Origin of the sequence: Psychrobacter sp. Choline-02u-9, from assembly GCF_002836505.1 — a bacterium.
GTDB lineage: Bacteria > Pseudomonadota > Gammaproteobacteria > Pseudomonadales > Moraxellaceae > Psychrobacter.
Genome location: NZ_PJBF01000042.1, coordinates 12,133 through 34,749 on the forward strand (window position 1 = coordinate 12,133; position 22,617 = coordinate 34,749).

19 protein-coding genes are annotated in these 22,617 nt (G+C 40.4%); 11 read left to right on the plus strand and 8 right to left on the minus strand.

The annotated features are described in order from the left end of the window. Nucleotides 1–368 precede the first annotated feature (368 nt). From CXF69_RS03705 to CXF69_RS03725, 5 genes are all read left to right on the plus strand, one after another. Complete coding sequence (locus CXF69_RS03705; RefSeq protein ID WP_101204426.1) at nucleotides 369–1,298, plus strand: branched-chain amino acid transaminase; 930 nt, start codon at nucleotides 369–371, stop codon at nucleotides 1,296–1,298. A 106-nt stretch (nucleotides 1,299–1,404) separates the two neighbouring features. Then, on the plus strand, nucleotides 1,405–2,241 hold the full coding sequence (locus tag CXF69_RS03710; RefSeq protein WP_101204427.1) for a glycosyl transferase: 837 nt from the start codon (nucleotides 1,405–1,407) through the stop codon (nucleotides 2,239–2,241). A 103-nt stretch (nucleotides 2,242–2,344) separates the two neighbouring features. Next, nucleotides 2,345–3,217, plus strand: coding sequence for a glycosyltransferase (locus tag CXF69_RS03715; RefSeq protein WP_101204428.1), 873 nt, complete (start codon nucleotides 2,345–2,347; stop codon nucleotides 3,215–3,217). A gap of 32 nt (nucleotides 3,218–3,249) precedes the next feature. Continuing rightward, the gene (locus CXF69_RS03720) at nucleotides 3,250–4,056 is read left to right on the plus strand and encodes a glycosyltransferase family 25 protein (protein ID WP_101204429.1); all 807 of its coding nucleotides are present in this window, start codon (nucleotides 3,250–3,252) and stop codon (nucleotides 4,054–4,056) included. A 746-nt stretch (nucleotides 4,057–4,802) separates the two neighbouring features. Continuing rightward, a complete protein-coding gene (locus CXF69_RS03725; protein WP_227522869.1) occupies nucleotides 4,803–5,921 on the plus strand; it encodes a glycosyltransferase in 1,119 nt (372 codons plus the stop codon). A gap of 24 nt (nucleotides 5,922–5,945) precedes the next feature. Here the strand turns inward: CXF69_RS03725 and CXF69_RS03730 are convergent, their stop codons facing one another. From CXF69_RS03730 to CXF69_RS03745, 4 genes are all read right to left on the minus strand, one after another. After that, nucleotides 5,946–6,713: a hypothetical protein gene (locus tag CXF69_RS03730; protein ID WP_101204430.1), complete on the minus strand. Its 768-nt coding sequence runs from the start codon at nucleotides 6,711–6,713 to the stop codon at nucleotides 5,946–5,948. A gap of 93 nt (nucleotides 6,714–6,806) precedes the next feature. Further along, the gene (locus tag CXF69_RS03735) at nucleotides 6,807–7,820 is read right to left on the minus strand and encodes an NAD-dependent epimerase (RefSeq protein ID WP_101204431.1); all 1,014 of its coding nucleotides are present in this window, start codon (nucleotides 7,818–7,820) and stop codon (nucleotides 6,807–6,809) included. Beyond that, complete coding sequence (locus CXF69_RS03740) at nucleotides 7,820–8,986, minus strand: nucleotide sugar dehydrogenase (protein ID WP_101204432.1); 1,167 nt, start codon at nucleotides 8,984–8,986, stop codon at nucleotides 7,820–7,822. The genes CXF69_RS03735 and CXF69_RS03740 overlap by 1 nt, the downstream gene beginning before the upstream one ends. Nucleotides 8,987–9,076: 90 nt before the next feature. Beyond that, complete coding sequence (locus CXF69_RS03745) at nucleotides 9,077–10,078, minus strand: Stealth CR1 domain-containing protein (RefSeq protein ID WP_101204433.1); 1,002 nt, start codon at nucleotides 10,076–10,078, stop codon at nucleotides 9,077–9,079. 260 nt (nucleotides 10,079–10,338) lie between these two features. Between CXF69_RS03745 and CXF69_RS03750 the strand changes: the two genes are divergently transcribed. After that, complete coding sequence (locus CXF69_RS03750) at nucleotides 10,339–11,505, plus strand: glycosyltransferase (protein ID WP_227522870.1); 1,167 nt, start codon at nucleotides 10,339–10,341, stop codon at nucleotides 11,503–11,505. 59 nt (nucleotides 11,506–11,564) lie between these two features. Here the strand turns inward: CXF69_RS03750 and CXF69_RS03755 are convergent, their stop codons facing one another. The 4 genes from CXF69_RS03755 to aspS form a co-directional block, all read right to left on the minus strand. Next, complete coding sequence (locus CXF69_RS03755; RefSeq protein WP_101204434.1) at nucleotides 11,565–12,422, minus strand: hypothetical protein; 858 nt, start codon at nucleotides 12,420–12,422, stop codon at nucleotides 11,565–11,567. 96 nt (nucleotides 12,423–12,518) lie between these two features. Continuing rightward, nucleotides 12,519–13,319, minus strand: a complete 801-nt coding sequence (locus CXF69_RS03760) for a glycosyltransferase (protein ID WP_101204435.1) — start codon at nucleotides 13,317–13,319, stop codon at nucleotides 12,519–12,521. Nucleotides 13,320–13,469: 150 nt separating this feature from the next. Continuing rightward, nucleotides 13,470–14,486, minus strand: coding sequence for a lysophospholipid acyltransferase family protein (locus CXF69_RS03765; protein ID WP_101204436.1), 1,017 nt, complete (start codon nucleotides 14,484–14,486; stop codon nucleotides 13,470–13,472). A gap of 67 nt (nucleotides 14,487–14,553) precedes the next feature. Continuing rightward, nucleotides 14,554–16,380 (minus strand): aspartate--tRNA ligase, encoded by a 1,827-nt coding sequence (aspS, locus tag CXF69_RS03770; RefSeq protein ID WP_101204567.1) that lies wholly within the window; start codon nucleotides 16,378–16,380, stop codon nucleotides 14,554–14,556. 374 nt (nucleotides 16,381–16,754) lie between these two features. On the opposite strand from aspS, the gene sohB reads away from it, so the two are divergent. The 5 genes from sohB (at nucleotide 16,755) to CXF69_RS03795 (ending at nucleotide 22,534) form a co-directional block, all read left to right on the plus strand. Continuing rightward, nucleotides 16,755–17,735 carry a protease SohB gene (sohB, locus tag CXF69_RS03775; RefSeq protein WP_101204437.1) on the plus strand — a complete coding sequence of 327 codons (981 nt, stop codon included), beginning with the start codon at nucleotides 16,755–16,757 and terminating at the stop codon, nucleotides 17,733–17,735. A gap of 258 nt (nucleotides 17,736–17,993) precedes the next feature. Continuing rightward, on the plus strand, nucleotides 17,994–19,244 hold the full coding sequence (locus CXF69_RS03780) for an acyl-CoA dehydrogenase family protein (protein WP_227522877.1): 1,251 nt from the start codon (nucleotides 17,994–17,996) through the stop codon (nucleotides 19,242–19,244). A 241-nt stretch (nucleotides 19,245–19,485) separates the two neighbouring features. Further along, nucleotides 19,486–20,730: a phosphotransferase family protein gene (locus CXF69_RS03785; protein ID WP_101204439.1), complete on the plus strand. Its 1,245-nt coding sequence runs from the start codon at nucleotides 19,486–19,488 to the stop codon at nucleotides 20,728–20,730. A gap of 48 nt (nucleotides 20,731–20,778) precedes the next feature. After that, nucleotides 20,779–21,543, plus strand: a complete 765-nt coding sequence (locus CXF69_RS03790; protein WP_101204440.1) for a histidine phosphatase family protein — start codon at nucleotides 20,779–20,781, stop codon at nucleotides 21,541–21,543. Nucleotides 21,544–21,664: 121 nt separating this feature from the next. Then, nucleotides 21,665–22,534: an SDR family oxidoreductase gene (locus tag CXF69_RS03795; protein WP_101204441.1), complete on the plus strand. Its 870-nt coding sequence runs from the start codon at nucleotides 21,665–21,667 to the stop codon at nucleotides 22,532–22,534. The last annotated feature ends 83 nt before the right edge of the window (nucleotides 22,535–22,617 follow it).

The window sequence follows — 22,617 nt, forward strand, 5'->3', positions numbered from 1 at the left end:
CTTGTATGATTCAGGCCTTGCCGATAGTCCAAGAGACGCTTAAACTGTAATGCGTTACGATAAATAGAAGCTATGAACAAAAGCTATCAATAAAAGCTATGAACAAAAACTATGGATAGAATCGGTAGCTAGAAACGATATAATTAAAAACCATATAGTGCCAAACCAAAAGATTTCATTTGCCAAGACGGCCAGTGATATAATCGGTCACACATCATCATAGCACTGTCAGTCGTTTGTCATAATGAAGCTGTTGTTTAGGCAATAAAAATTGACGCTGCGGTGTTATCATACGATGTTGATCAATACTGTTAAATAAAACCTACCTAAAAAAAGTTAGACGTCAGTGCTAGCATAAGGACAATAAAATGAATATGGCAACACAAGATGGTAAGCTTTGGATGAATGGCACGATGATCGAACAGCCAGATGCTAAAGTTCATGTGCTTACACATAGCTTGCATTACGGTATGGCTGTGTTTGAAGGCGTACGCGCTTACCAAACCGCGGATAATCGTACTGCTATTTTCCGCTTAAAAGAACATACCGAGCGTCTCCTTGGCTCAGCCAAAATCTTCCAAATGGACGTACCTTTTGATGCTGCCACTCTAGAGCAAGCACACAAGGATGTGGTCAAGCAAAACAACTTGGCAGAAGCTTATATTCGTCCGCTCATTTGGGTAGGTGCAGAAAAACTTGGATTGTCTTCACGTGATAACAGCATCAATGCAATGGTTGCTGCTTGGCATTGGGGTGCTTATCTTGGTGAGGAAGGTATCAAAAACGGCATCCGTGTAAAAACGTCATCTTATACACATCACATGCCAAACGTGACTATGTGCAAGGCTAAAGCCTCTAGTAACTACCCTGTGTCTATCATGGCAAACCAAGAAGTGACGCGTAATGGCTATGACGAAGCTATCTTAATGGATCCACAAGGATTTGTATGTCAGGGCGCAGGCGAGAACTTATTTTTGGTAAAAAATGGTGAGCTACATACGCCAGACCTATCAGGTGGTGCATTGGACGGTATTACCCGTCGTACTATCTTGCAGTTCGCGGCTGACCTAGGTATCAATGTTATCGAACGCCGTATCACTCGTGATGAGTTTTATTTGGCTGACGAGATATTTATGACAGGTACTGCTGCTGAAGTGACGCCTATTCGTGAATATGACGATCGCATCATCGGTAATGGTGGCCGCGGTGAGTTGACTGAAAAACTACAAACCCTATACTTTGATGTAGTTCATGGCCGCAACGAGAAATATATGGACTGGTTAAGCTTTATTGATTAATAATGCCGTTACTTTAAAGACCAAAAAGGCTGAACATAATTGTTCAGTCTTTTTTTTATGCTAATATAGCTATCATATTTATTCATACGATTAAAGTGAGCAGTCAATGCCAATAGATTCTAGTACAGCCGATAATAAAAATATCAAACAAATTATTTGTATTAAATGGGGTACAAAGTACGGTGCTGATTACGCCAATAAACTATATGGTATGGTATCTCGTAATATCACTCCGCCATTTCGTTTTGTATGTTTTACGGATGATACGACTGATGTACGTCCAGAAATCGAATGTCAAGAATTGCCACCATTAGATGTCACTATGCCGACGAATACGTTAGGAAAGTGGCCGAAATCCCGTTTGTGGGGTGAAAAGCTCGGTGATTTAACAGGGACAGTATTATTTGTAGATTTGGATGTAATCATCGTCGATAGCCTCGATCCTTTCTTTGAATATGGCGAGCCAGATGATGTTATCTTGTCTTACAACCCGAGTAATCCATTAGAGCGCTTAGGGCAGACTTCTTGTTTTAGATTTCAGATAGGGTCACTTGTTTCACTTCAAGAGAAGTTCAAAGCTGACCCGCAAGGTATCGCTGATGAATATCGTTTTGAGCAGCGTTTTGTCACCCGTAATGCACCAGGTGGTGTAAAACTATTTCCAAAGGCATGGGTCGCACACTTTAGACGTAAATGTCGCCAACCGTTTCCACTTAACTACATCAAAGAACCGAAGATTCCTAAAGGCGCTCGTATTGTTATTTTCCCAGGTGATTTGTATCCTACGCATGCTATTGAAGGTAGATACAATAAAAACGCCGCCGATAATGCCAAAGACCATCTAAAAAGACTTACTGAACCTAAAAACTTGAAACGCCCATTGCGCCATTTGCGTCATTTTATCTTGCCAGTAGGGTGGATTGAGAAGTACTGGAAAGAATAGATTTAACTTTATAGTTATTACCATATTAGCAAACGTTAGTATTGATGCTTTCTATCTTTATATTCGTGAAGATAGAAGCATGCCCCAGTGAATGGATAGAATTATGAAAACAAATGATACCATCAAAGTCTTTGTTGGCTGTGACCCAAATAACTGTGATTTAGAGCAGATGATGGTTCTAGATTATAGTATTCATAAACATACTAGTATGCCAGTGGAAATAGTATGGATGCAGTTATCGCGCGATCCGGATAGCTACTGGTATTCAAATCCCGAGACTGGTAAGGGCTGGGATACTACTAAGTGGTCAACGCCTTTTTCTGGTTTTAGATGGGCGATTCCAGAGTATTGCAATTACTCTGGACGTGCGATCTATATGGACGCTGATGTTGTTATTTTAGACGATCTAGCAAAGCTATGGCAGCATCCTATCAAAGGACAGTCTATAGTAGCCGCTAAAGCAAATGCCGATATGACTCGTCTATGTACCTGTGTTTGGGATTGCGACGCTGCAAAGAATGTGGTTTTGCCTATTGAGAAACTTAAAAAAGATCCCAAAAGTCACAAAGAGATGATGGCTTTGTTTAAGAAAAAACCGCAACTGATTGAGTCTTATCAAGATAGCTATAACTGTATCGACGGTGAAGACTTAGCAATAGAAGAAATCAAAATTTTGCATTATTCGGATATGGGCACGCAGTTCAGTCATAAGTACTCCTTACCTAGAGTGAGTGAGGAAGGGATTGAGCATTGGTTTGATGGCGAAGTATTACCACATCCAAGACAGGATTTGGTCGATCTTTTCGATACCTACTATAATGAAGCGCTTACTGCTGGATATGATTTAGAAAGTTATCGAATTGAGCCATTTGGTAGTTTTCCAAAAAAATCACAACAAGGATATATAGGCAATAAAGTCACGCGTGCTGAGAAGCATAAGAAAAAATCATTTTTCGCAAGATTATTAAAAAATTAATCTCTTGTCGACTAAGAACTTCCGAGGATTTAATGAAAAAGCTCATTATTAGTTTAAAAGATGCCCAAGATAGAAGGCAGCACATCGCAGAGCAGTTTGAAAATAAAAATATTCCTTATGAATTTTTTGATGCAATCGATGCCACTCAAATTGACGCTATCGCAAAAAAATTAAATATATCAATCGCGAATACGCTATTAGGAAAAAATGAAATTGCTTGTTTTTTGAGTCATGCAAGTATTTGGCAGTTAGCAGTGGATAACAACTATCCTTATGTTTGCATTTTTGAAGATGATGTTTATATTGGTGAAGATTCAGAATTTTATTTGAACAATATTTCAGAATGGAAGCCGGATGACGCTCATATATTAAAACTTGAAGTTTATAATAAAACCATTAACGTTAGCGGAAGCGCTAAAAGCTTACAAATCGGTGACAGAAATCTTGTAAAACTAGCGACAAAGCATACAGGCTGCGCTGGTTATATTATAACACTTGAAACGGCTCACACTTTACTAAATATAGTAAGAAACTATGATCAACTAATTCCTGTTGATCATATTGTTTTTGGTGATTTTCTATATAGCTACGCAGCCAATATATATCAGATTGTGCCTGCAATTTGTATTCAAAGTCAACGTCATAACCTCACTACACCTCTCACAAGTTATCTTGAGCCTGAAAGAAAAATCAGGTTTGGAACGTCTAAAACTGAGAAAAAAATTGTCAGTAAGTTATTTAGAGAAGGAAAGCGACTGACTAAACAACTTAGCAATACCATTGATAAAATTAACTTTAAATTTAAAGGTATTAAAGTACTAAAATTAACTTTTAGATAACAACAGGCTATCTGAGCATTAAGCTTGAACGTATAACATAAATATACGACAAAACATGATAGTCATGATACTTCAGATCATACTACTAATATTTAATATGCAAAAGCAATATATAGCTTTATGGTTCGGATATTGAGACTGATCAATAAAAGTGTCGCAAGTGGATATTATTTATTTTAAAGACAAGCTTTGCAAAAGATAATCTGACTTTTTCATCCGTAACTGCTTAAACTCAGAAAATGTACTATTCTTTTTATATCTTCTACGTAACAAGATAAAGGGTAAAAGATTATAAAAACATATCTTTGATTAGCCTATAAACTAATGTCTTAAATTCTCTAAATGGGCAGTGACGTCAGTCTTCTTAGGTTTATTGCTTAAAACGTTAAAATCACACATCTGTTTCGTAACGAGCGTCGCTTTGATCTTATAGATAATTCTCTTATTAATTTCTTTATAACTGTAGTAGCGTTTGTTTTTTTACTGTTAAAAACCAATATGACTTTTCTTTGCCACTCTTTGATCTGAGACATACAAATGTTATCTTTAACTGCTATTAACTTTACTTCAACTTTATCCCTACATAGATATTAGGTTTGCTTATAATTTAGTATTGCTGATTTATAAGAGGTAGTGGTATTTTTCTTTTCTATTACTCTCAATCATATAATATCGTATTACAAACATCACAATAAAATGTACCTAACAGAATTAATCTATTTTAAATTAAGTTTACAGGATTCTTTATGACTAACCATGTCATTTCGGCGCGAAAAATGAATAATATTAAACCCAAAAAAAAGGTACTGCTAGTAATTAACTGTCTTCAAGGCGGAGGTGCTGAGCGCGTAGTATTAACTTTAGGTCAGGGTTTCTTTGAATTGGGCTATGATGTTCATATTTTACGTTTTAAACCGCTTATGCAATATGATACGAATCCGAATTTAAATTACCATGTGCTCAAATTTAAACCTTACAAACTCATTCCTGGTAAAGAGCGTCGCGATAAAATCTTTGCAAGCGTAGTGGATAAGTATGTAACAAATTATATCGGTCATTTTGACATGATTTTATCCAACCTAGATCGTGCCGATAGCATCTTAAGCTACAGTAAACTGCCTAATATTTTTTATGTTATTCACAACACAGTGTCACTACTTTATAAGTTTCACAAAAACAATATTGCTACGCAACTAAAGTCTAGAATGGCTGAGATATATGCAAAGCATCCTTGTATTTGCGTCAGCGTAGGGGCAGAACAGGATTTTATCAAGAGCTTTGGTCATATTACGCCAACTACGGCTATTTATAACCCTATAGATAAAGAGTCTATACAAAAACAAGCTGATGCTTTTGTTCCTGAATATCAAAATTATATCATTCATGTTGGTAGTTTTAAGGATGCAAAGCGCCATGATGTATTGGTAAAGGCTTACGCACAGACTGATCAATCTATGCCATTAATACTCCTAGGTCAGGGCAAGCATAGGAGCGAGATAGAGCAGCTAGTGACAGAGTTAAATTTAGCGAACAAAGTAGTATTTTTAGGTTTTCGTGACAACCCTTTCCCCTACATTAAGCATGCGCAATTTAAAATATTGACCTCTAACTGGGAAGGTTTTGCTTTGGTTATTGCCGAAGCTCTCGTACTAGGTACACCTGTTATCAGCACAAACTGCCCATCAGGCCCAAGTGAGCTATTGCCTCAAAATAACTTAATGCCAATGGATGATGTAGAGGCAATAGCTGATAAAATGAAACAAGCAATGATAAATCCCCAGCAGTTTAAAGCCCCATTTGATGAAAACTTGTTACCTGTTAAAATAGCGAAGCAATATGATACGTTTATGGAAAGTATAAAATAATGGTCATCACCACTTGGCAATCCTTTAGTCGTACCACCATTTGGACCAATCATCTCTATGCAATTGCCGTAGAGTAGCGAAAGCACTCTGGTTGTTCTGTAGTTTTTCGAATACAGCGAGTAGTATAGTCGTAGCCAATTTATCGACTTTCTGAAATTTATTATAGCGTTTACGCATATTTCTTAAGCTATCATCGGTACCAATACGGAAATAAGTAAGTCCATCGTATAGAGGCAAATCGCCGGCATACAGTATGTCGGTTTTTTCGTCTAATAACGGCTTAGGTTCAGCATTAGCGCTCAGTTGTAAAAAGTTTTTAGTCTCATGAACTCTTAAGGTATTCATTAGAGTGATGACGTTCATTAAAATAGCAGCTCTAAGACTGTTATTTGAGTGATCAATGAAAGTATCGCAGGCTGAGACAATCCAGCGTAGCGAAAGGTGCTCTAATAAATAGTCGCTTTCTGATTCCCAAAGCCTCTCAAATTCAGCAAAAGTTTTATCTATTTTGTATTTGCGGCGCATCAATATAATAAGCGTATTGTGATAAAAGCAGAGCTCAGAGTCTCCTAATGATTGATACTTTAAATTATTTAAGTGGATTTCTAAGTCTGTACTTTTACGCTCATCTGTCAGTGCTTCAATATCACACGATGACTCAGTGATTATTGTCGTTTTCATCTCATCAAAGCTTTTACCATCATAGTTTTTGACAATCTTACCCGCATTCAATCTTTTTTCACTTAGAAATATCAATAGCAGTTTTCTTTGCCAGTTTGAAGGTGTAGTCATGTCACTAAAATCCTTTGAACAAGTATGATGCAATTAGAGCTTAAACGTCTGTCGAAAAAATTGATACCAAAGTAGTTTATGAAATATTCCTGCTTAAACTGAATAGTATTGCTTGTACCATTCGACAAATTTTGTGATTCCATCTTCGATACTGGTATCAGGTTTGAAATCAATATTATCTACTAGCTCGTCTATATCTGCATAAGTAATAGGCACATCACCTGCTTGCATCGGTAATAAATTCTCTTGCGCTTTTTTGCCACAAGCGCTTTCGATGGCAGTGATAAAACGGCGTAAAGTTACTGGTTGGTTATTGCCAATGTTATATATTTTATATGGAGCGGTCGCTGTAGTGATAGTAGAGTATTGAGGAGAGGGGGCTTTATCCATTATCCGAATGATACCTTTTACAATATCATCAATGTAGGTAAAGTCACGCTGCATATCACCATTATTGAAGACATTGATTGGCTCACCAGCTAGAATTTTTTTGGTAAAAGAAAAATAGGCCATATCAGGTCGACCATAAGGACCGTAAACGGTAAAAAACCTTAATCCTGTCGTAGGGATATTATATAAATGGCTGTAGCTATGAGCCATGAGCTCGTTTGATTTTTTCGTGGCTGCATATAAGCTGATAGGAAAATCAACACAATCAGCAGTGGTAAATGGCTGCTTTATATTCATACCATAGACTGAGCTGGAGCTTGCATAGATTAAATGCTTGATATCATGATGGCGGCAGCCCTCAAGTATATTAACAAAGCCAACCACATTTGAATCAATATAAGCATTCGGATTTTCGATAGAGTAGCGCACACCTGCTTGGGCACCTAAATTAATGACAATATCGAATTGATAGGTAGAAAAAAGATCAGACATAGCTTCGCGATCAGCAAGGTCTAGCTTAATGAAAGTAAAGTATTCTGTTTCTGATATTTCGTTTAGTAGTTTTAAGCGCTCTTTTTTTAAGCTCACGTCATAGTAGTCGTTGATATTATCAATACCAACGATGCAGTTATTGCTATTAGGCAGCTGTATTTGTAATAGGGCTTTGATTAAATGAAAACCAATAAAACCTGCCGCACCAGTGACTAATATATTCATCAGTCGCTCCCAAATAAATCACGCGTAAAGACCTTGTCCGCCACATCTTCGATTTCAGCAGATAAACGGTTTGCCACAATGACATCACTCATTGATTTAAACGCTTCTAGGTCTTGAATAACTTGTGAGTTGAAAAAGGTACTTTCTTTCAATACTGGTTCGTAAACAACGACTTCGATACCTTTTGCCTTAATACGTTTCATGATGCCTTGTATCGCAGAAGCTCTAAAGTTGTCTGATCCGCTTTTCATAACCAATCGGTGTATACCTACAATTTTTGGTTTTCTTTCAATAATTTTATCAGCGATGAAATCTTTACGAGTTCTGTTGGAGTCGACAATGGCTTTTATCAGGTTACTTGGCACCTCGTCATAGTTCGCCAATAGCTGTTTGGTATCTTTAGGTAAGCAGTAGCCACCATAGCCAAATGATGGATTGTTATAATGATCACCAATACGCGGGTCTAACCCAATACCTTCTATAATTTGTTTGGTTTCAAGTCCAAAGGTTTGAGCGTAAGTATCAAGCTCATTAAAATAGGCCACGCGCATTGCTAAATAAGTATTAGAAAACAGCTTGATTGCCTCAGCTTCAGTAGGCTTTACAAACAGTAGCGGTACGTCCTTTTTGATTGCGCCTTCAAGTAGTAAGTTAGCGAACAATTGAGCTCGTTCTGACTGTTCACCTACAATGATTCGAGAAGGATAAAGGTTGTCATGCAGCGCTTTACCTTCTCGCAAAAATTCGGGTGAAAAGATAATGTGGTCAGTCGCATAACGCTCTCTAATACTTGCTGTATACCCTACTGGTACGGTAGATTTGATAATGATAGTCGCTTGTTGATTGACCAAAAGTACTTGCTCAATCACTGCTTCTACCGTTGATGTATTAAAATAATTGGTCTTGGCGTCATAATCAGTTGGTGTCGCCACAATAATAAAATCAGAGCCTTTATAGGCCGCCGATGCATCAAGTGTCGCAGAAAAGTTGAGATTTCTATTTGATAAAAAGTCTTCAATATCTTCATCTTCAATAGGGGATTGCTTAGCATTCAATAAGTCGATTTTTTCAGGAACAATGTCGACAGCGACGACTTCGTTGTGCTGTGCCAATAGCATTGCATTTGATAGGCCTACGTAACCTGTACCTACTACCGCTATTTTCATAATATATCCAAGTAATGTTTACGCTTTAATGGATCTAATCCAAAATTGGTTTGTGCTAAATAAGATTTAAAATCACGATACTGTGTCAGCTCAGCTAGCTGGTGTTCCTGTCACAGAAACGGGGAGATACGCTAAAAATTTATGCTTCATAGCTTGGCTGATTTTTTTGTGTAAATCTGGTTCAAGAAGATCTAGGCTTTGGATACAACCGTACTTGATAGATTTATCTTCTAAAGCAGTAATAAAATCATCGACACTACTTTCATTTTTTAGATAGTTGACAGAGGTATCGGGTTTTAGATTTGCTTCATTTTTTTGAATTTTAAGATGATTCATCAGGGTTATTGGGTTCACCTGCGCCACATCTCTAAATTTATATCTAATCTGCTCTGTCAGCAGCTGAGGATGATTTAGCAAATAATCTTTCAATATGTTCCTATCGACGATATGAGGATAGTGATGAATTTCAAAGAATTGATCCATACCCAGTATTTTAGCACTTAACATTTGCGCGATAGTATGCCTTGGCTGTATCGATGTGCCAAACAATTTAAAGCGTGATTTTCGAAAATTAAGCTTGGCATTCAAAGCAGCACTTTTACGCCACTCACCATGAATGATTAGCTTCTCACTGTCTAAAAAGTCATCTATCGTCACTGGTTGATTAAAAAAGAAATCATCGTTCATATAGATAAAATAGTCAGACAATCCTTGGATATTCCAAATCATCGTCTCAATTGATCGAGTGTTGAAGGTCGGTAAAAATTCTTCATAACCTAAAAATATGTCCTTATGATCAACAATGCGTATTTTATCTGCTGAGCAAATACCTTGCTTGGCAAACTCATCGATGAACGCTGGCTTTTGTTGATCTGTGACGACATATATATGACGACAAAAAGGCACATATTTGATGATAGAAGCAATATTATAATATATCTCATCGTCACTGGCGAAACGCGTGTCAGTTATTGCGTCAGATGCCACTTCTTTAGTTGGCTTATACTGTTCTCGCTTTTGTTTGAGTATAGGGTCTGCGCCATCTACCCAAGCAATGACGATGTCTAATGTACTTTCATTAGGCTGCTTCATAACTGATCCTGCTCTCATCGGATATGCATCTATTTTAGTAGCTATATTAGACCAGCTATGATATTTGCTGATGCGATTATTAACAAGGTTTAATCGATTCAGATAGTTAGACTTATTATCATTTTTTATAGAGATACCGTTAAATCCTGCTCGTACTTTACTGAGTAAATGCCGAGCAACAGCGGTAGGTGAGACTAGCATATAAAGTTAGAACGCTGCAATAATTATGACCATAGATGCATTCATTTGGCTAACCTATCATGCCTATACCGTTAAAAAACCAAGCTGAGACACCAATGCCACCTATTATTCTATTTATTTTAAAAGCGCTTGAAGGTCGCGGTGCTGAGCGTATGGTTGCGACGTTGGCAAGCACTTATGCAGATATGGGCTATCGTACTCATATTCTATGTTTGGAAGCGACGCAAGATATGCTACTAGACGCTCGTGTGCAATATCACATCGTGCCATATGATGAGGTGTTTTCTGAGCAGAATCTCGACCCAGAATCTACGCAAGCACAAGCCTACGAATCAGTCGCTAAGCGTATTGACACTTACGTGCTTAGCCAAATAGGGAAGCCAGATTTGATACTGGCTAATATCTATAAAATAAACTGGATTATGGCATATAGCCAGTTGCCAAACATCGTAAATGTACTGCATACGGCGCTATCTAAGCAGTTCCAAAACCAATTATTAGAGTCGCCAGTACAGACTATAAATCATTTGAAACTGGTCTATGGCGCTCATCCTTGTAGCTGTGTGAGTAAGGGTGCACGCCAAGATTTGATTGCTCTTATAGGAAATATCACCAAAACCACAACAATCTATAATCCTTGTGATGCTACTGGTATAAAGACCAAAGCAGCAGCATCTAGCCATCTTGAACATTTCGGATTAGTAGATAAAGAGTACATTATACATGTCGCCTCATTTGATGACATGAAAGGTCATCGAGACTTGCTACAGGCGTATGCCAAAACAGAACGAAAGCTGCCATTAGTGCTAGTAGGTAAAGGTAGGCTTGAAGCAGAGATTGAACAGTTGGCTGTCCAACTAAATATTAGCGATTGTATTAAGTTTTTAGGCTTCCAGACCAACCCTTATCCATTAATTAGATCAGCTGCACTGATGGTACTCACCTCTAAGTTTGAAGGCTTTGGCTATGTCATCGTAGAGGCGCAAGCACTGGGCGTACCAGTAATCAGTACGGATTGTCCTTTTGGTCCACGAGAGCTATTACCCGAGCAGAACTTGATTGCGGTAAGTGATATTGATGGATTGGCCATGCTTATCGACCAAGCCATAGACAACCTTACAGATTATATAGTGCCACTAAACCAGCAGTTACTGCCTGAACATATTGCAAGACAGTACTTAGCGTTTGGTTCTGTTTTAGATTCAGATAAAAATGAGGATTTATAACGTGTAGTGGTTCTTAATTAAACGCAATCAAGTAGAGGTTATTAATTGCGAGTCATCAACTAGAAAGTGTCGAATAGCGATTTAGAGATAGGAGAGTGGTTGATGACGGGTACACCATGCGATTGATAGATTCTGCCGAGCAAGTTAAACGAAGGGACAATGCGCTCGTTCATGACTTTGCTAAGCATACTTGGCGCACTATTGTTTTTATTTTCATAAAACCGTGGTTGCTTACTGTTTAGCAGGTCAATACCGTACAGATGAATACTCGCTGCTTGACGTGAAAAAGCCAACTGCGCTGCTACATAGGCGACAGTGCCTGCTTCCACAAAGCCATGAGTAATGTTAAGAGAGACGCCAATGTCAGCCGCTTTATGATTACTATCAATAATAAAGTTTGGATTATTGATAAAGTAGGATAGCGGCATTTTTTTATTGAGTAATTTTTTCTTAAAGATCAGCTTATTAAAAGATAGCTTGTTTGACTTCACTCCCCATGGCCTATCTACTGGGTACAACACTCGCATGGCATGATGGTACGTTCGCATAATATCAGGGTGCGTGGTGGCCATCGCTTCAAAGACAGCTAACGTTGCATATAGAGGTTGCCCTGTATAGTACTGCTGTAAAATCTCAGGCTGATGATTGATAAAGCGCGCATCACTGATGACGTAACCAGCAATATCGGTAAACTGATGCTGCCCAACCAGGCTGATACTGCCATTAACAAAAATAGCAGGCGTATCTAGGAGCTCTGCTAACGGCAGCTGCTGTATAGATGGTCCTGAGGCGATAATATTGACGTCTTTTCCATGCAGGCTTTGTGCTGGTTCATTGGCATTAAAAGCATTGATAATGATGAGCTCATTATCAATATTGAAACCAGCAGTAGCAGGTAATCTTAAATATAGCGCCATACTATTTTCCAGTCGTTTATTTCACCTATCTTATATCTTAATACACAGCCTTTACGCTAATTATAAATTGTCTACATATGGTTAATTACTAAGCATTCATTGCCAATGGTCTTTTAACCATGGGCTTGGCTTCACATGTCGATACCATTTACCGCCACTACCAGCAATTGCATCGGGCGGGTTAATCTCACCGTGGAAGATAACGATTTTGGCATCATCCGGCAGAGTAGGTGTGCGTACAAAGTTAAAAGGAATCGGCGCAATACATTGGTACTTAAAGCTGACACACCATGTTTTATCCCAATACTCTAAGTGGTGATGCTCACGCAAATAGTTAGAGAGGTAAGCCTGCTCGTGACGTACTTGGGTGCGAATGGTTTCAAAGTTCCGCTCAAAATTGGACAGCAAATCAGGATAGGTATTCATGCCAATATTAAAGCGGTAGACAGAGCTATTACCAATCATGCGCCAAGGTTTTTTCCAGTCGCGGATAATGACGACACTGTCCTCATGCTCAGCTTGATAAGTAAAAAACGCATCAATATTATCGACAATGACGATATCGATATCTAAAAATAGAGCCACACCTTTTAAATCATATAGCTTAGGTTTAAAGGTGGTCAGTTTCTTCCAACCACGTTCAGGACCTGCTGGTAAATCCATATCGGGTATCGGATAACACGCAATCGCAGGGTCAATACCTGTGCTGTCATCGGTCAAGCAAACCATTTGAAAATCTAGGGTTAGATGTCGACTAACCATGTTGTAGAGACGATTGACGTATTCAGGACCATATTTGTCGCCCCATTTCATACAGATGATATAACGCTGTTCAGCAGCATTTGTGCTGGTTTGATTAGGATCTGTAGATGAGATCTTAGTTACGTCAGATGTCATAATGCACTCGCATTGAGATAATAGTCAGATAAATGAAGGACTAATAAAAGTAAAAAAATATAGAGTTCAACCAATATTAGCATAGCTGTGACTGATGGTACGTCTAAACTGATGGTATGTCTAAATAGTGCAACGCTAGGTTGGTGATGACTAATGATTGTCGAGCTTAGTGTTATCGCTTTTAACAGTACTATCGTTTTTAACATTGTCAGTTTTAACGCTATCGTTGATATCGCTAGCAGAGCGACTAGAAACGCTAGAATGGTGAGATTGGATAAAGGCTGCTAAAGTCTCTTTATCTTTTCGGTAAGGATTGCCTAAGTTTGGTATACGCTTAAAACGGCGATAGCCCCACATATAATGACTGTAGTTGTCTGTAATCATACGCTCCATTGCCTGATTGAGAGCATGAGTCGCCACTTCAGCATTGCGGTCATACAAGGCTGGATCATTGAGTTTGTAGCAGTAAATGTCAAAACCGCGTCCATCGGTACGGCGAATACAAGATAAGCCAACTAGCGCACATTTGGTTTTGCTGGCCAGTTTGGAGGCAAGGGTACTGGTCAGTGTTTTGATACCAAAGAATGGAACGACAACGCCACCTGATGGCTCTGGAACGTGGTCTGGCAGTACAATACTAAAACCACCTTGCTTGAGCGTTTTAAACACGGCTTTGACGCCGCTACCATCAGTAGGTACCAAAGTCGCGTTGAGTCGGGCTCGACCCTGAAGGATAAACTCGTTAGCGAATTTGCCGTCAACTGGCTTATACATAATAGTTGGCGCACCAAACTGGTTGAGCCAAGCATTCATCATCTCCCAAGTGCCGAGATGCGGTACGATAGCAAGCATGCCATTTGGATTGGCAAGACCTTCTAAAAGAATGTCTTTATTATGGACATCACGAATCTGAGCGATACTCCACTCAGGTGGCATCGCCCAGCTTTTTATAGATTCAATACTGGTCAGACATTGATGATAAATAATGTCTTTGGTCAATGCACGCTTTTGCTGCTCAGACAGTGTATGAGTAATCAGCGCCATATTGATCTGAATGGTACGCATGATACTTAGACTGGGTATCTTAATGATAACCCAAGCGGCAAAACGTGCCAGCATCTGCAGTACAGACAATGGCACGACTTTGAAAATATGATACGGATTCATGACCACTCACATGGTAATGAATCACGTAACAAGCACTGTAGACAGCAACCGCGCATCATCAAACGATTTATTCAGCAGGCTTGCTGGTATCAGCCTGTGCTTTTTCACGCACACGGATACCAAGCTCACGTAGTTGTTTGCTATCAACGCCAGCAGGTGCTTGGGTCAATGGGCAGTCAGCTGTTTTGGTTTTTGGGAAGGCGATAACGTCACGGATAGAGCTTGCGCCTACCATCAACATAATCAAACGATCCAAACCAAATGCTAGGCCGCCATGCGGTGGCGCACCGAATTTTAGGGCATCAAGTAAGAAACCAAACTTGTCTTCAGCTTCTTGCTCACCAATACCCAAGGCTTCAAGTACAGCTTGCTGCATATCGTAAGTATTGATACGTAAGCTACCACCACCAATTTCAGTACCATTCAATACCATATCATAAGCGATAGAAAGGGCAGATTCTGGGTTGTTTTTCAACTCTTCAACTGAGCCTTTAGGCTTAGTGAACGGATGATGCATTGACGTCCAACGACCATCGTCAGTTTCTTCAAACATTGGGAAGTCAGTTACCCAAAGTGGTGCCCATTCACAAGTCGTCATTTCAAGATCTAGACCAATTTTTTGACGTAATGCACCAATTGCATCATTCACGACACTGGCTTTATCCGCACCAAAGAAGATAATGTCGCCATCTTCTGCAGCAGTACGCTCGATCAAGCTCACAAGCACGTCATCAGTCATGTTTTTGATAATTGGAGACTGTAGGCCTGACTCTTTATCCACACCGTTGTTGATGCTGCTAGCGTCATTGACCTTGATATAAGCCAAACCGCGTGCACCATAAATACCAACAAACTTGGTATAAGCATCGATTTGCTTACGGCTTAATGATGCGCCACCAGGGATACGTAGGGCAGCCACACGACCTTTAGGATCGTTAGCAGGGCCAGCAAATACCTTAAAGTCAACGTCTTTCATCAAATCTGCAACGTCAACCAACTTTAGAGGAATACGTAAGTCAGGCTTGTCTGATGCATAGTCACGCATGGCTTCAGCGTAAGTCATGCGAGGGAACTGCTCGAACTCAACGTCCATCATTGTCTTAAACAAATGCTTGATAAGACCTTCGTTGATGTTCATGATTTCTTCTTCGTTTAAGAAAGAAGTCTCGATATCCACCTGAGTAAATTCAGGCTGACGATCGGCACGTAAATCTTCATCACGGAAGCATTTAGCAATTTGATAATAACGGTCAAAACCTGACACCATCAATAATTGCTTAAATAGCTGTGGTGACTGCGGCAGGGCAAAGAAGTTACCTGGACGAGTACGTGATGGTACAAGATAATCACGCGCACCTTCAGGCGTTGCACGAGTCAAGATAGGTGTCTCAACATCCAAGAAGCCATGGTCGTCTAAATAACGACGAATCGCTGAAGTTGCCTTGGCACGGAACACCATACGCTCTTGCATTTGCGGACGACGCATATCAAGATAACGATACTTTAGACGCAAGTCTTCAGATACAGTCGTTTTTTCGTCATTCAATGGGAATGGCGGCGTTTCAGATTTAGCCAGTACTTCAATTTCTTTGCCCAATAGCTCAATCTGGCCACTGGTCATATTATTATTTTCAGTACCTTCATAACGGCGACGTACGCGGCCAGTTATCTTTAGCACGTATTCAGGACGTACAGCATCTGCTGCTGCGAAAGCTTCTGGGGTATCAGGGTCGACCACGACCTGTAAGATACCAGCGCGGTCACGCATGTCTAAGAAAATCACGCCACCGTGATCGCGACGACGATGTACCCAGCCTACGATACTAATGGTTTGCTCAAGCAAGCTCTCGGTTACGGCTCCGCAATACTCGTCTCGGTATTCGCTATGCGTCATAGTGCTTTGCGTCATAATATGGTTATCCAGTTATCAGCCCAATTCGAAGTACAATAATGCAGCCATTGTTGTGCGTTTCAAGCTATTTGCAAAAAAAACACACAAACAACGCGATTAAGACATATGGTCATCACGTTGGCTGCAGAAAATTTGATATAAACGCATATTATGCCTAATCTGCCTTTGTTATACAACCGGCTGAGTTCAATCAAAGAACGGGAGTCTGCAAGTATCTGAGGTGTTTATTCAGTGATATTTATATTGGGTTAAATATTGTCATCATGCTTGAAAACACCGCTTAGTGTGCACATATCAACCGCACGCTAATAAAAACAGCCATATCAATATATTTACTGACTTGAGGATTTGTAACCATGCTATTTCATCCCCCTAAAAACCTTGTTGAGCTTAAAATACGCCACTTGAATGATGCTCAAAAGCAGTGCCGTGAAGATTTGATGGAAGCTACCCAAGGCAAAGCTGCCCTCAAACAGTTCAAAAAAGTCATGGCCAAAAAAGCCAAGCAAGCATTGAAAGCAAAAACCAAAAATAAGAAAAAACATTCTGATGATAAGGCACAAGTTTTTGTGCTCGATTTTGACGGTGATATCAAAGCAACTGCGGTCAAACATTTGCGTGAAGAAATCAGTACTCTAATTAGTACCGCAAATAAAGGTGACGAAGTTATCGTCCGTCTCGAATCAGGCGGTGGTTTGGTACACGGCTATGGTTTGGCCGCAGCACAATTGGTTCGCCTAAAAGATGCTGGTTTAAAACTGACAGTCTGTGTTGATAAGGTGGCGGCAAGCGGTGGTTATATGATGGCTTGTGTTGCAGACAAGGTAATAGCAGCACCATTTGCTATTATTGGCTCAATTGGTGTGGTATCACAGCTGCCAAATTTCCATAAATGGCTAAAAAATCATGACGTCGATTATGAGATGTTTACTGCGGGCGACTACAAGCGCACAGTTACTGTGTTCGGTGAGAACGATGCTGAAGATCGTGCCAAGTACCAAGAAGAACTGGAGCAGACACACGAGCTATTTAAACACTTTGTCAATAACTATCGCCCAACATTAGATGTGGCAAAAGTGGCCACTGGAGAACATTGGTATGGCGAAGATGCGCTAAAACTTAATTTGATTGATAGCTTGCAAACGTCAGACAGCTATATTTTGGAACGTATGGAAGACAACGAAGTGTACGCACTTTATTCACGTCAGAAGCCGACGTTAGCAGAAAAGTTAGGATTGGCTCAAGCAGCAGAAGCGACATTGAGCATGGCTGTAGATAAATTACCTAATGCACTTGCACGTTTTGATTTAAATAGTCGCCTAAATATTCTGAAATAATGTTAGTTATCATTATGATAGTTAAATAATGGTATTTCAGTGCTCAGAAATTTTTAGATACATTGTTTATATTTTGTAAAAGGTGTGGCCTAGCTGGTCGCGCCTTTTTGCTGTTTATTGACAATTGCTGTGTTATAAATGTAGCACACGGAAAACAGTATACGTGCGTGCACTAAAGCTCTAGTAGAGCTTTTTATCAACATTTGATTTAGACAATCAATAAAGAAAAGGAAGTCATTTATGTCTAACGACAATTTAATGTTTACCGCAACAGAACATGGTCAAGCCATGCATGCCAAAGTCAAAGCGTTCATCGAAACGAATATTGAGCCTATCGAATCACAATTCTGGGAAGATTGTCATAAGAAAAACCCTGATGGTAATTGGGAAAACTGGGAGTGGCCAGAAGCCTACGAAAATTTGCGCAAGCAAGCGCGTGAAGAAGGCTTGTGGAATTTATTCCTGCCAGATGACACACTAGGTGCAGGACTGTCAGTCACTGATTATGCGCCTATTGCAGAATTGACTGGTCGTAGTTTGCTAGCACCTCATGTATTTAACTGTAATGCCCCTGATAGCGGCAACATGGAGCTGTTATGGCGCTACGGTACTCAAGAGCAGCAAGACAAGTGGCTTACCCCAATCCTAGAAGGTAAGACACGCTCTGTATTCTGTATGACTGAGCCTGACGTGGCGTCAAGTGATGCAACCAATATGCAAGCAACCGCCGTAGTAGATGGTGATGAGATTGTCATCAATGGTAGTAAGTGGTGGTCATCTGGTCTTGGCGATCCAGCGGTTGATGTTTTGATTGTGATGGCATATACCGCGGATGAAAGTGCAGACCGTCATCATCAGCATTCGATGGTACTTGTGCCAGTCAACACACCAGGTGTAAATATTAAACGTATGCTTAAAGTGTTTGGTGATTATGATGCACCGCACGGCCATGGTGAAATTAGCTTTGAAAATGTGCGTGTGCCAGTCAGCCACTTTATTGGTGGGCCTGGTAAGGGATTTGAGATTGCGCAGGGTCGTCTAGGGCCAGGCCGTATTCATCATTGCATGCGCTGTATCGGTGCTGCCGAAAAATCTCTTGAGTTAGCGGTCAAGCGTGGTATGTCACGTACTGCCTTTGGTAAGCCATTACTACAATTGGGTGGTAACTTTGAGCGTATCAGCGAAGCCCGTATCAAAATCGACCAAGCACGCTTGCTCACATTGTACGCCGCCCAAAAAATGGATGCTCAAGGCACCAAAGCCGCATTGACTGAAATCTCTGCTATCAAAGTAGTGGCGCCAACTGTGCTACAAGAAGTCGTCGACATGGCGATTCAGATTCATGGTGGTATGGGCGTATGTCAAGATACCTTGTTACCAAATTTTTATGCGCAAGCACGTGTACTACGTTTAGCAGATGGTCCAGATGAAGTACATAAAACCATGATTGCTAAGCTAGAACTAAAACGTCAGGGCTTTAGTCGTTCTGCTAAATCTGACAAAGCTTAGCCTTAAGTTTAATCTTAACAAACGGTTGTGTGAGTTAGTTTTGATTTGCTCACGCAACTATCAAGAATAAGCCAATCAAAATGCTAATTGAAAATTCACTATTAACGACTTAGTAGTGAATTTTTCATCACTAAAGCGAGTCCTCATTTCAAAAATAGTGAGAAGAGTGAGATAAACTGAATTGAGAACTGGCTCGCATATCTGTTATAAAAATAAATGACCACATGATAAGGAATGTCTCATGGCAACTGATAATAAAGTACTAGACAAAGGCGGTGCCGTACGCGAAGGTGAAGAGCTTGATGCCAAAGCAGTCAGTGAATGGCTTCGCGGTCAAGGCGTCGACGTGGTAGGCGAGCCTAAGGTCACTCAGTTCTCAGGCGGCGCATCAAACTGGACGTATCGACTACAGTATGAGGGTGAAGATAAAAACCAAGACCTCATATTACGTCGTCCACCAAAAGGTACCAAGGCAAAATCTGCCCATGATATGGTGCGTGAGTACACCGTTCAAAAAGCATTAAAAGATGCTTATCCTTATGTACCTGAGATGATTGCGCTATGTACGGATGAAGCTGTTATCGGCGCTGACTTTTATGTGATGGAGCGGATGGAAGGTATTATTCCTCGTGCAGAATTACCAGAAGGTATCGATCTAAATCCTGAGCAAACGCGTCTGCTTTGCACCAATGTATTAGACGCTTTGGTAGAGCTGCATCAGATAGACTATACCGAGCATCCTGATTTGGTCAATTTGGGCCGCGGTGAAGGTTATTGCGAACGCCAGATCAGTGGTTGGGATAAACGTTATGTCAAAGCAAAGACACCTAACGTACCGAGCTTTGCACTGGTTAGACAATGGCTTGCTAAGCACACGCCTGCTGATAGCAAAACTTGTATCATTCATAATGATTGGCGCTTTGACAATGTCATACTTGATGCAGATGAGCCGACCAAAGTTATTGGCGTGCTCGATTGGGAGATGGCAACCCTTGGCGATCCATTAATGGACTTGGGTAGTGCGTTGGCTTACTGGATTGAAGAAGATGACAATATCATCATGCAGCAATTCCGTCGTCAGCCAACACATTTAGAAGGCATGATGACACGTGATGAAGTGGTTGAATATTATCTAAAACAGTCAGGTTTAGAGATAGATAACTGGACCTTTTATGAAGTGTTCGGATTGTTCCGCCTTTCAGGCATTATTCAGCAAATCTACTATCGTTATTATCATAAGCAAACCACCAATCCAGCTTTCAAAAATGCTTGGCTCGTTATACATGTCATGCATGCTAAATGTTTGAAGCTAATTGCGCAATATGAAGGCGAAGCCTTATTCAATGCGTATGTTCAGCCGCATTTAGAAGACATAGGTGTAGATGCTGCTGCTATCGAGCAGTTGCCAAGCCCTGTTCAAAAAGTGGTCAAAAGTATTTTACCAAAAGGTTATTTTGCAAAAGCACCTGACTCTCCTGAAGCGTAAGCATTCAGCAAACTGTACTTTAGCAAATATGATAAAAGGTAAGAATTTATGACAACCATACTTTTAGCACGTCATGGCCAAGCGTCTTTTGGACAAGAAAATTATGATCAACTCTCAGAACTAGGCACTATCCAAGCCCAAATGCTAGGTCAGCACTATGCAGCCACACAGCGCCGCATCGATGCCATATTTACTGGTAGGTTGGTTCGACAGCAAGACTCAGCACGTCATTTTTGGGAGCGTTACCAATCGTCTGTACATGTTAATAATAGCAATGGCACAGCTACTGCGCCCGCAATCAACTTTGATCAGCCAGATAGTTATATTCTGCCGCAGTTTGATGAATTTAATCATAAAGACGTGTTCGTTAAGTCAGCAGAGGCATCTGGTAATCGATCTGACATCTCAGCTGAAATCACCAAAGCAGAATCGCCAGCCACGCGACTGGCTGAGCTATTTGATCAAGCGATGCAGCGCTGGCATGCTGGTGACAATGACCAAGATTATCTTGAAAGTTGGCCACAGTTTAATGATCGTGCACAGCAAGCCCTTGAACAAGTACGTACAAAAGTAGCAAGTATGAGCTTAGATCAGGACAGCACCGTACTCGTATTCACTTCAGGCGGTGTCATCGCTGCAATCACTGCACAATTATTGCAACAAGGTAGTCAGACTGCTTATCAGCTGAATAAAAGCTTGGTTAATACGGGTGTGACCTCTATTACTTTAAAGAATCAAAGTTCTCGCTTATTGTCTTTAAATGAATACAGTCATTTATTTTCTGATGGCAAACCGTTTGTGACATGGCGGTAAATTTACACATGATTTGCGGTTAATATAGTGTCATATCTGCTTAAAGTATAAGCCTTATCGACGTTTATACTAAGAAATACCGATTTGATTCTGTGCAATATCGATATACAAAGGACGGTACATGCAAAACAAATTAATAAAATTGGTTGCTAAAAGTGCGCGCCATAGCAAAAACCAGATAGTAGGCGCGGTTCGACCTGCAAGCTATCTAAAAGACTTGAGTCAGCAGCAAGTAGGCAAAGGTAAAACGGTGCTTATCACAGGTGCCAGTTCAGGTCTGGGCGAGGGCATGGCTAGACTGTTTGCTAGCCTTGGCTACAACTTGGCTATATGTGCGCGTCGTACTGATCGTTTAGAGCACCTAAAATCAGAGATGATGGACAAGTACCCTGATATCCGAGTCGAATACCAAGCATTAGATGTAAGTGATTACGATACGGTCTTTCAAGTATTTGATGCTTTTGCAGATGACTTTGGTAGTATTGAGCGAGTAGTGGTCAATGCGGGTATTGGTGATAGCCGCCGCATTGGTAAAGGACATTTCGAAACCAATCGTCGCACTGCTGATGTCAATTTTGTCGCCGCACTGGCACAGTGTGAAGCTGCCATGAATATCTTCCGTGCTCAGAACAGCGGGCATTTGGTCGTGATATCTAGCATGTCAGCCATGCGTGGATTGCCCAGGCATCTGACAACCTATGGTGCAAGTAAAGCTGGCTTGGCTCACTTAGCAGAAGGCATCCGTGCTGATATGCTTTTGACCAATTTACCTATTAAAGTTTCTACGATTTACCCAGGTTATATTCGCACTGAAATCAACGAAGGCTCCAAACCATTACCGTTCGAAGTCGATACAGATACTGGTACTAAAGCCATTGTCGCGGCTATTGAAGCGGGCGTAGATGAAGCCTGTGTACCGAGCCTGCCTTGGTCTATGGTCAGTCACGCGATGAAGCACTTACCATTACAGGTGATGAATAAACTAAGTTAATAAAATTGGTTTCATTAATGCAGAAAGAAGAAGCCCACTATTGTAGTGGGCTTCTTCTTTTATTTACTCTGAAGCAGCACGGC